The sequence below is a fragment of the Rugamonas sp. FW305-51 genome, assembly GCF_058786935.1.
The window spans coordinates 1-13,030 of the sequence record NZ_JBYSZG010000034.1 but is presented as its reverse complement, the minus strand read 5'-3'; the positions used below and the strand labels follow the sequence as shown (position 1 = coordinate 13,030).

Here is a 13,030-nt window from a genome sequence, read left to right as displayed (position 1 = left end):
AACGGGGCCCTCGCTTGCGGCCAGCCGCGCGGGCGGCTGGCCTGATCGTCGCAACTTAGTGTTGCAACTGAACGTCGCAATTAAGCGAAGTTGGCGCTGGCGAAATCCCAGTTGGCCAGCGCGAAGAACGTTTCCACGTACTTGGCGCGCAGGTTGCGGTAGTCGATGTAGTAGGCGTGTTCCCACAGGTCGCAGGTCAGCAGGGCCTTGTCGGCCGTGGTCAGCGGGGTGGCGGCGTTGGAGGTGTTGACGATGTCGACCGAACCGTCGGCCTTCTTCACCAGCCAGGTCCAGCTCGAACCGAAGTTGCCTACGCAGGACTTGGTGAACTCTTCCTTGAACTTGTCGAACGAACCCCACTTGGCGTTGATGGCGTCGGCCAGCGCGCCGCTTGGTGCGCCTTTGCCGGACGGGGTCAGGCCGTTCCAGTAGAAGGTGTGGTTCCACACCTGGGCCGCGTTGTTGAACACGCCGCCGGACGATTTCTTGATGATCTCTTCGAGCGACAGGTTCTCGAACTCGGTGCCCTTGATCAGGTTGTTCAGGTTGGTGACATACGCTTGATGGTGCTTACCATAGTGGTATTCCAGCGTTTCCTTGGAAATGTGGGGCGCCAGGGCGTCCATAGCATATGGCAGTGGTGGCAGGGTATGTTCCATGTTTTTATTCCTTGGTGGATTGAGACGGAAGGTGATTTTTGCTGAAACGGCCACCATTGTAAAGCGGATGCGCCATCGCTGCAGGACTGCGTGCGATTGCTGCGCTTCAACAAAAAACATTACAAACAGTATGGGTATGTCGCCCCCGGCCCGTCCCGCCGCCACAGGCGCGGCCGCCCAACATAGGCTGCATTTTTCATACGGCCGGCGCATATAATCGCCACTGCCGATGCGGCCGGACGGCGGGCGCGGCGGGAGACGAGAGGAAATAAATATGCAAGGGGACGTTTTTTCGCATTTTAGCAACGGTCCGCGCCTGCTGGCCGACATCGGCGGCACCAGCGCCAGTTTCGCGCTGGAAACGGCGCCCCAGCGGATCGAGGCCGTGTGGGAGACCCAGTGCGCCGACTATCCGACGCTGGGCGCGGCCATCGTCAGCTTCCTGGCCCAGCCGGCCACGGTGGCGGCGGGCGGCTACCAGGCACGTTATGCCGGCATCGCCATCGCCAACCCGATCGACGGCGACTGGGTCACCATGACCAACCACCACTGGTCGTTTTCGGTGGAGGCGGTCAGTTCCCAGTTCGGCCTCAAGTCGCTGGTGGTGGTGAACGACTTCACGGCCCTGGCCAGCGCCTTGCCCTACCTGGCGCCGGAACACAAGCGCCAGATCGGCGGCGGCGCGGCGCGGGCCGGCGGCGTCATCGGCCTGGTGGGGCCCGATGCGGGGCTGGGCGTATCGGGCCTGGTGCCGGCCGGCGAGCGCTGGATCGCCATCGACAGCGAAGGCGGGCACAGCACTTTTGCTCCCATGAACGAGCGCGAAATCGACATTTTGCGTTATGCGCGGCGCCATCATCCCCACGTGTCGAGCGAGCGGCTGGTATCGGGCATCGGCATCGCGCTGGCCTACCGGGCGCTGGCGGACCGGGCGCGGGTGGCGGCCGACGACATCGGCACAGCCGAGATCATGGCGCGCGGCCTGCGCGGCAGCTGTCCCGTGTGCGTGGAAACGCTGGAAGCGTTCTGCGACATGCTGGGCACGGTGGCCGGCAACGTGGCGCTGACGCTGGGCGCGAAAGGCGGCATTTATATAGGCGGGCGCATCGTGCCGCAGATGCGCGATTTCTTTGAACGCTCCGGTTTCCGCGCCCGTTTCGAAGACAAGGGCCGCTTCTCCGATTACCTGGCCCACATCCCCACCTTCATCCTGACGGAAAAATATCCGGCCCTGATCGGCATGTCGGCCATGCTGTCGGCAGTGTAGAAACTGGGGTTATTGGTGGTCGAGGTCAGATAAAAACGGCTGCAGGCACCTGAAAGCGCTGGGCTAGTCCTTTGATTTGTCGGACGTTGAGTTCCCGTTTGCCACGCAGGATCTCCGACACCACGCCCTGGCTACCGACTTCCGGCAGGTCAGACTGCGTGAGTTGGTGCTGCTCCATCAGGAAGCGCAAGGTGGCTGCAGGTACTAGCTCTTGCGGCGGATATTTTGCGTCTTCAAAGTCTCCGATCAATGAGCCTAGCGTATTTGCCAGGTCGGCCAGTGCAGAGCGCTCGTCGGCGGCGCCCGCATCGAGCAATTGATTCAGCATCGTAATCGCCTCGTCATACTCCGATGGTGTGCGGATGGTGCGCAGCGGAACCAGGGCCGCCAATGCCTGAAAGCGGGTAGTGATTTCGTCGATGGTCTTGCGGTCCATTACGGCTTCCATTTGTCATATTCCTTGTGCGAAAAAACATGCCGGACAAATAGTCTTTGCTGAGCGAAATGAATCGCGGACACAATCCGGTACTTGTTGCCACCGATGTCAAATACGTAGTACTGCCCCACTTTGTCGACAGCGTTGAAAGTGGCCTTGATCTCGGCAAAATTTGCGTACGGCCGAGATTCGACGATCTTCCTCCAGGCTTGAAGTGCGTCGCCGGCGGAACGATGGAGTGCGGCGAAATCGGTCAAGGCTTTATTGGAGATTACTCGCATAAGACATTTTATCTCATTTTGAGATTGTCTCGGCTTGTTCTTGCTCAAACTAAGCAGACACCGGGGCAGTGCCCCCCGTTGTTATTCCAGCGCTGGCTGCACCGATGCGATGCCCACTTCGGCGCTGCCTTCGGCCAGCCGCACCGTGACCGTGGCGCGCGGCTGGAGCTGGGACGGCGAGCGCAGTACGCTGCCCTTGGCGTCCGTGACGATGGCGTAGCCGCGTTCGAGCGTACGCTGGGGATTGAGCAGTTCCAGCTGCGCCGCCAGCGCGCCCAGCGCGTCGCGCCGCTGGCCCAGCTGGGTGATCATGCCCGTCGCGGCCCGGTGCCGCAGACCGGCCAGCTGCGCCCGGGCGGCCGATACGTCCGGCTTGCGGGCCGCCAGCCGGCCGCCCAGGCGGTCCAGGCCGAAGCGCGCTTGCGTCAGCGGGGCGCGGGTGGCATGCATCATGGCCGTCGACAGTGCCAGCAGTTTCAGGCGCTGCTGGCGGATCTGGGCGGCGGGGCTGAGCAGACGGCGCGCGTGGCTGTCCAGCGTCTGGGCTGCGTCGCCCTGCACGCGGCGCATGGCGCGCCGCAGGTCGATGGCGTCGGCCCGCAGCGAGGCGAGCCAGTCCGCGCGCGGCGTGGCCGCCAGTTCGGCCGCCGCCGTCGGCGTGGCCGCGCGTACGTCGGCGGCGAAATCGCAGATGGTGAAGTCGGTTTCGTGGCCCACGCCCGATATCACCGGCATGGCGCAATTGGCCACCGCGTAGGCCACCGCTTCCTCGTTGAACGACCACAGGTCTTCGATGCTGCCGCCGCCCCGGCACACGATCAGCACGTCGCATTCGGCCCGGCGCGAAGCGGTGGCTATGGCGTCCGCGATCCGGTCGCCGGCGCCCTGGCCCTGCACCGGCGTGGGGTAGATCACCACCCGTACATGGGGCGCGCGCCGCCGCAGCGCGGTGAGCACGTCGCGCAAGGCCGCCGCCTGCGGGCTGGTGACGATGCCGATGGTGCGCGCGAACATGGGCACGGCGCGCTTTCGGTCCTGCTCGAACAGGCCGGCCGAGGCCAGCTTTTCCTTGAGGCGCTGGAAGGCTTCGAACAGCGAGCCCACGCCGGCACGCCGTATCGCCTCCACATTGATCTGGTAGTCACCCCGGGCGCCGTACAGCGTGACGAGCGCGCGCACTTCGACCTTGTCGCCTTCGCGCGGGATGAAGCCGGCATATTGGGCCCGGCCGCGGAACATCACGGCCCGCACTTGGGCCGCATCGTCCTTGAGCGTGAAGTACCAGTGGCCGGAACTGGCGCGCGTGAAATTCGATACTTCGCCGGCGATCCAGGTGAGCGGGAACGAGCGTTCCAGCAGGCGCGCGACGGCCTGGTTGAGGGCGGTCACCGTCATCACGGGCGGCGGGGGCGGGGCGGTGTCGTTGCTGTCTTGGTAGTTCATGAGCGGGCGAAAAAGGAAGCTGTCCACATTGCTGCGCGGAGGTCATGCTTATGTCATATATCACAGTAAACGGCAAGTGTTTTATCCAAGTATATGATTTTAAACGGGAAAGAATGCTGCCCCATTTGCAGGCAGGCAGGAAAAACCCTTACAGATCAAGTACTTTGCGTTTGCCACCGGCGGTTACGCACAAAGTTATCCACAGAAGATGTGCGGAACTTTGTGTGAGCGATAGTTATTTTCGAATTAGTGATTTTATAATGCCTAAAATTTGCGCATGGAAAGTATATTGTGACAAATCAATGACTTAGTATGGAATCCTGGTCTTTGCGCACACTTTTATCCACAGAAGATGTGCAGAACTTGCCCGCGCCGGCCGTTGCCGCCCGCTGCCTGAATAACTGGCAGCCCGGGCCGTGCCTGGTTTTGCACCGCCCGGAATGCCTGCCTTATTTTTGCGCACGGAAATAAATGCTATATAAATCAACGACTTTGCATAGCGTCCACGGCCTTGCGCACAATCTTATCCACACAAAATGTGCAGAAGTGCGGGCTGGCGCCGATAGCGTGCCAATATCGCCCTCGTCCTGGACGGCGACGGTGAATAAGCCCCGATCCGGTGGCCGAAACAATCAAATTGCTAGCTATGCCAGTTTTTTATGCATGGTAAGAATTTCCTTACAAATCAAGGACATTTCCTGCAATCACCATCCTTGCTCACAATCTTATCCACATTAAATGTGCAGAACTGCACAGGCTATCGATGCCGCGCGAGGGAAGGCGCGACCGCTTATGCACCGGCCGCATCCTGCGTTTTTTTTGCGCATGGTAAAAATATCGTTAAATATCAGTCACTTGGAATGTTGGCGTATCCCTTGCTAACAATGTTATCCACACTTTATGTGCAGAACTGCCGGCGCGGCCACTTTCAGTGCCAAAACTTTCCTAAATACCATGTGAATAAACGGATAATCGGCCATTGCCGGCAGGATGCTTGTTTTTTGCGCAGGGAAATTTTGTTCTTTCAAATCAATGACTTTGCATGGCATGGCCGGCCTTGCACACAATCTTATCAACAGAATATGTGCAGAAGTAGGCACAACTTTTGCTGGATATATCGGCGTGCAGTAGTCAAAATCTGCAACATTTTTGGGCTTGATAACTAAGGTCTTTTAAATCAAGTACTTGCATGGTGAGGCTGGCCATTGCACACACTTTTGTCCACAGAATTTGTGCAGAACTTTCCTGGCTGTCCACCGGCGGCAGCGGCTGGCGCGAACCAGTCCGCATGGGGAGCGGCCGCCGTTGCGTGGCCTGGTGACGCACGCGGCGGGCCGCCGGCCGTGTTCCGGTCTTGCTGCCGTGTTTTTGTACAGGAAGAAAAAATCCTTATAAATCAACGCTGTTTCCAATTGCCAATTGGCTTGCCAACAATCTTATCCACAGATTATGTGCAAAACCCCCAGCCAGGGCAGGCGCGGGACGGTGCGCCCGCCACGCGCCACTTGCCGAGTGCGGCCCAACAAGATACATTGCGCCTTCGGGTGGCCACGGAGGCACCCGCCCGGCCGTGCGCGGCGCGCATGGCAAGTTCACAGGTTTTTATTACAGGAGTCCGTTTTGCTCGCCCTTCTACAAGCTGCAGGTTGGCCTATCTGGCTGTTGTTGGTTGCTTCCATCGTGGCGACGGCCCTGATCATCGAGCGCTTGCTGTACCTGCGCCGGGCCCGCATCCTGCCGCGCCAGCTGCTCGACGAGGTGGTGCGGGTCTACCGCGGCGGCAACATCACGTCCGACATCATCGACAAGCTGGAAAAGAATTCGCCGCTGGGCGTGGTGCTGTCGGCCGCGCTGCGCAACATCGAGGCGCCGCGCGACGTGATGAAGGAGTCGATCGAGGAGGCCGGCAGCGGCGTGGCCCACACGCTGGAACGCTTCCTGACCACGCTGGGCACCATCGCCAGCCTGGCGCCGCTGATGGGCCTGTTTGGCACCGTGGTCGGCATGATCGAGATTTTCGGGTCGCAGACGAGCAGCGGCGCCAATCCGGCCCAGCTGGCGCACGGCATTTCCGTGGCCTTGTATAACACCGGCTTCGGCCTGGCCATCGCCATGCCCACGCTGGTGTTCTACCGCCACTTCCGGGCCCTGGTCGACAGCTTCGTCATCGAGATGGAGCAGCAGGCCGTCAAGTTCGTCGATGTCGTGCACAGCAAGCGCAAGTAAGCGGAGCCCGGCATGAATTTTCGCAAAGGGCGCGGCCGCGACGACCCCGAAATCAACCTGATCCCGTTCATCGACGTGCTGCTGGTGATCCTGATCTTCCTGATGGTGACCACCACCTACAGCAAGTTCACGGAACTGCAGATCACGCTGCCCACGGCGGACGCGGAGAAGCAGCTGGAGCGGCCGTTCGAGCTCAACATCACGGTCGACGCCAAGGGCAACTACACGATCAACAAGCAGCCCGTGTCCTTCCACGACGTGGCCGGCTTTGCCGCCGCCATGAAGTCGGCCGCGGCCGAAGGGCAGGGCGCGCAGGCCGGCAAGACGCCGGTGGTCATCATCAACGCCGACCAGTTCGCCATGCACCAGATGGTGGTCAACGTGATGGAGGCGGCCCGCATCGCCGGCTACGACAAGCTGACGTTCGCGGCCCAGACCGGCGGCGCCAAGTAAGGGCGCGCACGCGCGCCTGCATCCGACCGTCCGCACATGACCATCCGCATGAGTACCCGCATGAGTGCTGGCACGAGCCTCCGCAGGCGTATCCATGAGCGTATCCACGAGAGCATCTGCATGAGTACCCGCATGACCGACCGTATATCCTCCCGCATGACCGCCCGCGCATGACCGCCGCCGCACCCGCCCGTCCGCCGGCGCTGGAGACGGCCCTCACGCGCGCCTGGCTGCGGCGCGGCCCGCTGGCCTGCGCCCTGTGGCCGCTGTCGCAGCTGTTTCGCGCCCTGGGCGCGCTGCGCCGGCTGCTGTTCCGGGCCGGCTGGCTGGCCTCGCACCGGCTGCCGGTGCCGGTGGTGGTGGTGGGGAACATCTTCATCGGCGGCACGGGCAAGACCCCGCTCACCATCTGGCTGGTGCAGGCGTTGCAGGAAGCGGGCATGCGGCCCGGCGTGATCTCGCGCGGCCATGGCAGCGACGGCGCCACGCCGCGCGCCGTGACGGCCGCCTCGACCCCGCAGCAGGTGGGCGACGAGCCGCTCCTGATCGCCCAGCGCACCGGCTGCCCCGTGGTGGTGGGGCGCGACCGCGCCGCCGCCGGCCGCGCACTGCTGGCAGCCCACCCGGACACCGACATCGTGCTCACCGATGACGGCCTGCAGCACTACGCCTTGCAGCGCGACGTGGAAATCATCCTGTTCGACGGCCGCGGCGCCGGCAATGGCTGGCTGCTGCCGGCCGGGCCGCTGCGCGAGCCGCCGTCGCGCCGGCGCGACTTCACCGTCGTCAACGCGCCCGAGCTGACGCCGGCGCTGGCGCATGCCGTGGGCGACCCGGCACCGATCCAGATGCGGCTGGCCGGCGACGTGGCCGAACAGCTGTGCAACCGCAGCCGCAAGCTGCCGCTGGCGGCGCTGCGCCAGTCCGGCGTGCGGCTGGCGGCGGCGGCCGGCATCGGCAACCCGTCCCGTTTTTTCGGCATGCTGCGCGCTGCCGGCCTGGAGTGTACCGAGCTGCCTTTACCCGACCATCACGATTTCCGCGACCGCCCCTTCGAGGGCCTGGCGGCGGACATGATCTTGATGACGGAGAAGGATGCAGTAAAATGTGCGCAAATTGACGAACTCAAAGACGACCCGCGCCTGTGGGTGGTCCCGGTCACGGCGCGCATCGATGCCGCGCTGGCCGGACTCATTGTGGAGAAATGCCGTGGACGCAAGACTGCTTGATATCCTGGTTTGCCCTGTATGCAAAGGGCCGCTGGTGTACGATAAGAAGGCCCAGGAAATGATATGCAAGGGCGACCGCCTGGCATTCCCTATCCGCGACGGCATCCCCATCATGTGGGCCGACCAGGCCCGCACGCTGCAGGATACGGCGGAATAAGTGGCGTTCACCGTCATCATTCCCGCGCGGCTGGCGTCGACCAGGCTGCCCAACAAGCCGCTGGCCGACCTGGGCGGCAAGCCCATGGTGGTGCGCGTGGCCGAGCGCGCGCGCGACGCGGGGGCGGACCGCATCATCGTCGCCACCGACCATGAGGACATCCGCGCTGCCTGCGCCGCGCACGGCGTGGAAGCATGCATGACGCGCGCCGACCATCCGTCCGGCACCGACCGCATCGCCGAAGTGGCGCGTTTGATGCAGCTGCCGCCGCAGGCCGTGGTGGTCAACCTGCAGGGCGACGAACCGCTGATCGACCCGGCGCTGCTGCAGGCGGCCGCGGCCCGCATTTCGGCCGACGTGCCCATGTCCACCTGCGCCCATCCGCTGCACGACGCGGCCGACGCCTTCAACCCCAACGTGGTCAAGGTGGTGCTGGACAAGGCCGGCCGCGCGCTCTATTTTTCGCGCGCCACCATTCCGTGGCACCGCGACGGCTTCGCGCAGGACCGCACGGCGCTGCCGGCCGGCTACGTGCCGCTGCGCCATATCGGCCTGTACGCCTACCGCAACGACTTCCTGCAAGCCTATCCCGCGCTGGAACAGTCGCCGCTCGAGCATATCGAGGCGCTGGAACAGTTGCGCGTGTTGTGGCACGGCTATCCGATCGCCGTGCACGTGACGGACGCGGCGCCGGCGGCCGGGGTGGACACGCCCGAGGACCTGGAGCGGGTGCGCCAGCATTACCGTTAGCGGCGTCGGCGCTTCCGTTGCTGTGAAAACGGGCACCTTGCGTAAGGTGGCCGTAATCAATCCCTGTTATAAACGAAACCAATAGTGCGATATTCATACGGAATATCGCGTTTCGGCCGGGGAGACATCAATTAACGCGATCAAAACACGGGCAAAGTGGCGTAGCGGCGGAGTTTTGTGGTAAGTTTCGTACAAAGTTGGTCGGACTTGCAGCATCCCAGCCGTTTACAAAATAACACTTCACATCTCCAAAAATCTGTCTTAGGAACTTTTCATGCGTCTCATTCTGTTAGGAGCACCCGGTGCCGGCAAAGGCACCCAGGCCAATTTCATCAAAGAGAAGTACAACATCCCGCAAATTTCCACCGGCGACATGCTGCGTGCCGCCATCAAGGCCGGTACGGAACTGGGCATGGCCGCCAAGAAGGTGATGGACGCCGGTGGCCTGGTGTCGGACGACCTGATCATCGGCCTCGTCAAGGACCGCCTGAAGGACTGCGACTGCGAGAACGGCTACCTGTTCGACGGCTTCCCGCGCACCATCGCGCAGGCCGACGCCATGAAGGAAGCGGGCGTGGGCGTGGACTATGTGCTGGAAATCGATGTGCCTGACGACATGATCGTCGAGCGCATGTCCGGCCGCCGCAGCCACCCGGCCTCGGGCCGCGTGTACCACGTGAAATTCAATCCGCCCAAGGTGGAAGGCAAGGACGACGTCACCGGTGAAGACCTGGTGCAGCGCGACGACGACAAGGAAGAGACCGTCAAGAAGCGCCTGGATGTGTACCACAACCAGACCGAAGTCCTGCTGGGCTACTACAACAACTGGGCCCAGACCGGCCAGCCAGGTGCGCCGAAATATCGCCGCATCAGCGGCGTCGGACCGGTGGAGCAGATCCGCGACGCGGCATTTGCGGCCCTGTCGGAATAAGCAGTAACGGAGCGGACTACGGTCCGCTTTTTTGCGGGCGTCGCGCCCGCAGGCGCGTCCGCGCGTGCCGCGTCCAGCGATGGATGCCATCCCGTTTTTGAAGTTGCAGTACGCAGGTTAGTTGATTGCGCGCGTCTACCCGACACGGCCGGCAGTTATCTGAGTGTGACATGTACGCTTGATTAACAAGAACAAGGGGACACTATGGCAGCTAGTCTTTGGTTTGCAGTTGCGTGCGGCGTAATCGCCGTGATTTACGGTTTGTGGTCCCGAAGCTGGATTTTAAGCCAGGATGCCGGCAACGCCCGGATGCAGGAAATCGCGCTGGCCATCCAGCAAGGCGCCGCCGCCTACCTGGCGCGCCAGTACCGCACCATCGCCATCGTCGGCGCGGTGCTGTTGGTGCTCATCTTCGCCCTGCTGGGTACCCACACGGCGCTCGGCTTCCTGCTCGGCGCCGTACTGTCGGGCGCCTGCGGCTTCATCGGCATGAACGTCTCGGTGCGCGCCAACGTGCGCACGGCGCAGGCGGCCACCAAGGGCATGAACGAAGCGCTCGACGTCGCCTTCAAGGGCGGCGCCATCACCGGCATGCTGGTGGTGGGCCTGGGCCTGCTGGGCGTGACCCTGTTCTACATGATGCTGGTGTCGGGTGCGCGCGGCACGGCCGTCAGCGAGCATGATGTGATCCAGCCGCTGATCGGCCTGGCCTTCGGCGCCTCGCTGATCTCCATCTTCGCCCGTCTGGGCGGCGGCATCTTCACCAAGGGCGCGGACGTGGGCGCCGACCTGGTGGGCAAGGTCGAGGCCGGTATCCCCGAGGACGACCCGCGCAACCCGGCCGTGATCGCCGACAACGTGGGCGACAACGTGGGCGACTGCGCCGGCATGGCGGCCGACCTGTTCGAAACCTATGTGGTGACCCTGATCGCCACCATGCTGCTCGGTGCGCTGGCCATCACGGCCGCCCCCACCACGGCCATCGTCTATCCGCTGCTGCTGGGCGCCGTGTCCATCATCGCCTCGATCATCGGCTGCAGCATGGTCAAGGCCAAGCCGGGCAAGAAGATCATGTCGGCCCTGTACACGGGCCTGTGGTGGGCCGCCGGCCTGTCGCTGATTGGCTTTGCCGTCGTCACCTGGCAGCTGTGGGGCGACGACGCCATGCGCATGAAGATGATGGGCTGCGCGCTGGTGGGCATCGTGCTCACCGGGCTGATGGTCTACATCACCGAATACTACACGGGCACCGACTTCCATCCCGTGCGCCACATCGCCGAAGCGTCGACCACCGGCCACGGCACCAACATCATCGCCGGCCTGGGCGTGTCGATGAAGTCCACCGCCTTCCCCGTGCTGGCCGTGTGCGCCGCCATCCTCGTGTCCTACCAGCTGGGGCAGCTGTACGGCATCGCCATCGCCGCCACCTCCATGCTGTCGATGGCCGGCATCGTCGTCGCGCTCGACGCCTATGGCCCCATCACCGATAACGCGGGCGGCATCGCGGAAATGTCGGGCATGCCCGAATCGGTGCGCGCCATCACCGATCCGCTGGACGCGGTGGGCAACACCACCAAGGCCGTCACCAAGGGTTACGCCATCGGTTCGGCCGGCCTGGCCGCGCTGGTGCTGTTTGCCGACTACACCCACGCGCTCGAATCGTCGGGCAAGTCGATCAGCTTCGACCTGTCCAACCCGATGGTGATCGTGGGCCTGTTCATCGGCGGCCTGGTGCCCTACCTGTTCGGCGCCATGGCGATGGAAGCGGTGGGCCGCGCGGCCGGCGCCGTGGTGGTGGAAGTGCGGCGCCAGTTCCGCGACATCAAGGGCATCATGGACGGCAGCGGCAAGCCGGAATACGACAAGGCGGTCGACATGCTGACCGCCTCGGCCATCAAGGAAATGGTGTTGCCGTCGCTGCTGCCGGTGGTGGTGCCCATCGTGGTGGGCATGCTGCTGGGGCCGGCCGCGCTGGGCGGCATGCTGATGGGGACCATCATCACGGGCCTGTTCGTGGCCATTTCCATGACGACGGGCGGTGGCGCCTGGGACAACGCCAAGAAATACATCGAGGACGGCAATTTCGGCGGCAAGGGCTCGGACGCCCACAAGGCGGCCGTGACCGGCGACACCGTGGGCGACCCATACAAGGACACGGCCGGCCCTGCCGTCAATCCTTTGATCAAGATCATCAACATCGTGGCCCTGCTGCTGGTGCCGTTGTTGCCGGCCACGGGCTGGCTGGCCGTCAGCGTGCCGGTGGCGGCCCATGTGGCCATGCCGGCCGCCACGGCGCCGGCCATGCCGGTGATCCAGTCGGCGCCGGTTGAAGCGATGCCCAAGCAGGAGGGCGGCAAGGCGCAATAAGTTTCCGGCGCCGGGCGAGGGTTGCGCAGTCGCTTGCAACGGGGTTGTCGTGCCGAAAGGTGCGCCAACCCCGCTGCCGTCAATTTCTGTTGGTTTTCAGGTGTGACGATTTGTTTCTGCCGCTGGCAAGGCCGCGTTGATCAGCCGATAATGGCTGCACGGCGTAACACTTTGCGAGGTGACGCGATGAAGACACTGAAACCGGCGCTGACGCTGGCGCTCCTGACGGCAGCACTGGTGTGCGCCACAGCCGAGGCCCGGCCGCCCCGCGGCGGCGGCCATCCCCATAGCCGGACCCACGTAGGCGTGGTGATCGGCGCGCCCCTGTTCTGGCCCGGCCCCTGGTACGGCGACCCGTTCTACGATCCCTTCTATTACCGCCGCTACTATTACGAACCCGTGCTGCCGCTGCCGGCGCCGCCACCGATCTACATCGAGCAGGGCGCGCCGCCCGGACCGCCGGCCCAGTTCTGGTACTACTGCAATAATCCGCCCGGCTATTACCCCTACGTCAAGGAATGCCGCAGCCCCTGGCGCGCGGTGTCGCCGGAAGAAGTCAAACCGAAACCGGAGGTTGTCCAATGAAACGTCACCTCGTCCTGCCCGCCATGCTGCTGCCCGCGCTGCTGGCCGGCTGCGTGTCCATGCCCACCGGCCCCAGTGCATTGGTGCTGCCGGGGACGGGCAAGAGCTTTGACCAGTTCCGCGCCGATGACTTTTCCTGTCGCGGCTATGCCCAGTCCCAGGTGGGCGGCACGGCCGAGCAGGCCGCCGCCGACAGCACCATGCGCAGCGCAGCGCTGGGCACGGTGGTGGGGGCGGCGCTGGGGG

The 13,030-nt window shown here is 63.7% G+C and carries 13 protein-coding genes and 1 pseudogene; 10 read left to right on the top strand and 4 right to left on the bottom strand.

Going from position 1 to position 13,030, the window contains the following annotated elements; translation table 11 throughout:
• Positions 1-80: 80 nt before the first annotated feature.
• On the bottom strand, positions 81-659 hold the full coding sequence (sodB, locus tag AC3WOS_RS20525) for a superoxide dismutase [Fe] (RefSeq protein WP_492718069.1): 579 nt from the start codon (positions 657-659) through the stop codon (positions 81-83).
• A 274-nt stretch (positions 660-933) separates the two neighbouring features.
• Between sodB and AC3WOS_RS20520 the strand changes: the two genes are divergently transcribed.
• The gene (locus tag AC3WOS_RS20520; protein WP_492718067.1) at positions 934-1,926 is read left to right on the top strand and encodes a glucokinase; all 993 of its coding nucleotides are present in this window, start codon (positions 934-936) and stop codon (positions 1,924-1,926) included.
• 25 nt (positions 1,927-1,951) lie between these two features.
• Here the strand turns inward: AC3WOS_RS20520 and AC3WOS_RS20515 are convergent, their stop codons facing one another.
• The 3 genes from AC3WOS_RS20515 to xseA all read right to left on the bottom strand — a co-directional run bounded on the left by AC3WOS_RS20515 (position 1,952) and on the right by xseA (position 4,086).
• A complete protein-coding gene (locus AC3WOS_RS20515) occupies positions 1,952-2,362 on the bottom strand; it encodes a helix-turn-helix domain-containing protein (RefSeq protein ID WP_492718065.1) in 411 nt (136 codons plus the stop codon).
• A complete protein-coding gene (locus tag AC3WOS_RS20510) occupies positions 2,362-2,619 on the bottom strand; it encodes a type II toxin-antitoxin system HigB family toxin (RefSeq protein ID WP_492718063.1) in 258 nt (85 codons plus the stop codon). The genes AC3WOS_RS20515 and AC3WOS_RS20510 overlap by 1 nt, the downstream gene beginning before the upstream one ends.
• 105 nt (positions 2,620-2,724) lie before the next feature.
• On the bottom strand, positions 2,725-4,086 hold the full coding sequence (gene xseA, locus AC3WOS_RS20505) for an exodeoxyribonuclease VII large subunit (RefSeq protein ID WP_492718061.1): 1,362 nt from the start codon (positions 4,084-4,086) through the stop codon (positions 2,725-2,727).
• Positions 4,087-5,706: 1,620 nt separating this feature from the next.
• Between xseA and AC3WOS_RS20500 the strand changes: the two genes are divergently transcribed.
• The 9 genes and pseudogenes from AC3WOS_RS20500 to AC3WOS_RS20460 form a co-directional block, all read left to right on the top strand.
• Complete coding sequence (locus AC3WOS_RS20500) at positions 5,707-6,312, top strand: MotA/TolQ/ExbB proton channel family protein (protein WP_492718059.1); 606 nt, start codon at positions 5,707-5,709, stop codon at positions 6,310-6,312.
• Positions 6,313-6,324: 12 nt separating this feature from the next.
• A complete protein-coding gene (locus tag AC3WOS_RS20495; protein ID WP_182161396.1) occupies positions 6,325-6,765 on the top strand; it encodes an ExbD/TolR family protein in 441 nt (146 codons plus the stop codon).
• A gap of 170 nt (positions 6,766-6,935) precedes the next feature.
• Positions 6,936-7,994 (top strand): tetraacyldisaccharide 4'-kinase, encoded by a 1,059-nt coding sequence (gene lpxK, locus AC3WOS_RS20490; protein ID WP_492718057.1) that lies wholly within the window; start codon positions 6,936-6,938, stop codon positions 7,992-7,994.
• Positions 7,975-8,151 (top strand): Trm112 family protein, encoded by a 177-nt coding sequence (locus tag AC3WOS_RS20485; RefSeq protein WP_182156851.1) that lies wholly within the window; start codon positions 7,975-7,977, stop codon positions 8,149-8,151. Before lpxK ends, AC3WOS_RS20485 begins: the two co-directional genes overlap by 20 nt.
• Positions 8,152-8,901 carry a 3-deoxy-manno-octulosonate cytidylyltransferase gene (kdsB, locus tag AC3WOS_RS20480; RefSeq protein ID WP_492718055.1) on the top strand — a complete coding sequence of 250 codons (750 nt, stop codon included), beginning with the start codon at positions 8,152-8,154 and terminating at the stop codon, positions 8,899-8,901.
• 274 nt (positions 8,902-9,175) lie between these two features.
• The gene (adk, locus tag AC3WOS_RS20475; protein ID WP_492718053.1) at positions 9,176-9,832 is read left to right on the top strand and encodes an adenylate kinase; all 657 of its coding nucleotides are present in this window, start codon (positions 9,176-9,178) and stop codon (positions 9,830-9,832) included.
• 204 nt (positions 9,833-10,036) lie between these two features.
• Positions 10,037-12,199, top strand: a complete 2,163-nt coding sequence (locus tag AC3WOS_RS20470; protein WP_492718051.1) for a sodium-translocating pyrophosphatase — start codon at positions 10,037-10,039, stop codon at positions 12,197-12,199.
• A 186-nt stretch (positions 12,200-12,385) separates the two neighbouring features.
• Positions 12,386-12,784 (top strand): hypothetical protein, encoded by a 399-nt coding sequence (locus AC3WOS_RS20465; RefSeq protein WP_492718049.1) that lies wholly within the window; start codon positions 12,386-12,388, stop codon positions 12,782-12,784.
• Positions 12,781-13,030 (top strand): annotated as a pseudogene (locus tag AC3WOS_RS20460) (hypothetical protein); the annotation flags it as partial. The gene AC3WOS_RS20465 and the pseudogene AC3WOS_RS20460, both read left to right, overlap by 4 nt.

What these genes read in the sequence shown, in the direction of transcription:
- AC3WOS_RS20495 (WP_182161396.1), top strand. Translation starts at nt 6,325, where the DNA reads ATGAATTTTCGCAAAGGGCGCGGCCGCGACGACCCCGAAATCAACCTG.
- AC3WOS_RS20470 (WP_492718051.1), top strand. Translation starts at nt 10,037, where the DNA reads ATGGCAGCTAGTCTTTGGTTTGCAGTTGCGTGCGGCGTAATCGCCGTG.
- AC3WOS_RS20520 (WP_492718067.1), top strand. Translation starts at nt 934, where the DNA reads ATGCAAGGGGACGTTTTTTCGCATTTTAGCAACGGTCCGCGCCTGCTG.
- adk (WP_492718053.1), top strand. Translation starts at nt 9,176, where the DNA reads ATGCGTCTCATTCTGTTAGGAGCACCCGGTGCCGGCAAAGGCACCCAG.
- xseA (WP_492718061.1), bottom strand. Translation starts at nt 4,086, where the DNA reads ATGAACTACCAAGACAGCAACGACACCGCCCCGCCCCCGCCGCCCGTG.
- AC3WOS_RS20515 (WP_492718065.1), bottom strand. Translation starts at nt 2,362, where the DNA reads ATGGACCGCAAGACCATCGACGAAATCACTACCCGCTTTCAGGCATTG.
- AC3WOS_RS20465 (WP_492718049.1), top strand. Translation starts at nt 12,386, where the DNA reads ATGAAGACACTGAAACCGGCGCTGACGCTGGCGCTCCTGACGGCAGCA.
- lpxK (WP_492718057.1), top strand. Translation starts at nt 6,936, where the DNA reads ATGACCGCCGCCGCACCCGCCCGTCCGCCGGCGCTGGAGACGGCCCTC.
- sodB (WP_492718069.1), bottom strand. Translation starts at nt 659, where the DNA reads ATGGAACATACCCTGCCACCACTGCCATATGCTATGGACGCCCTGGCG.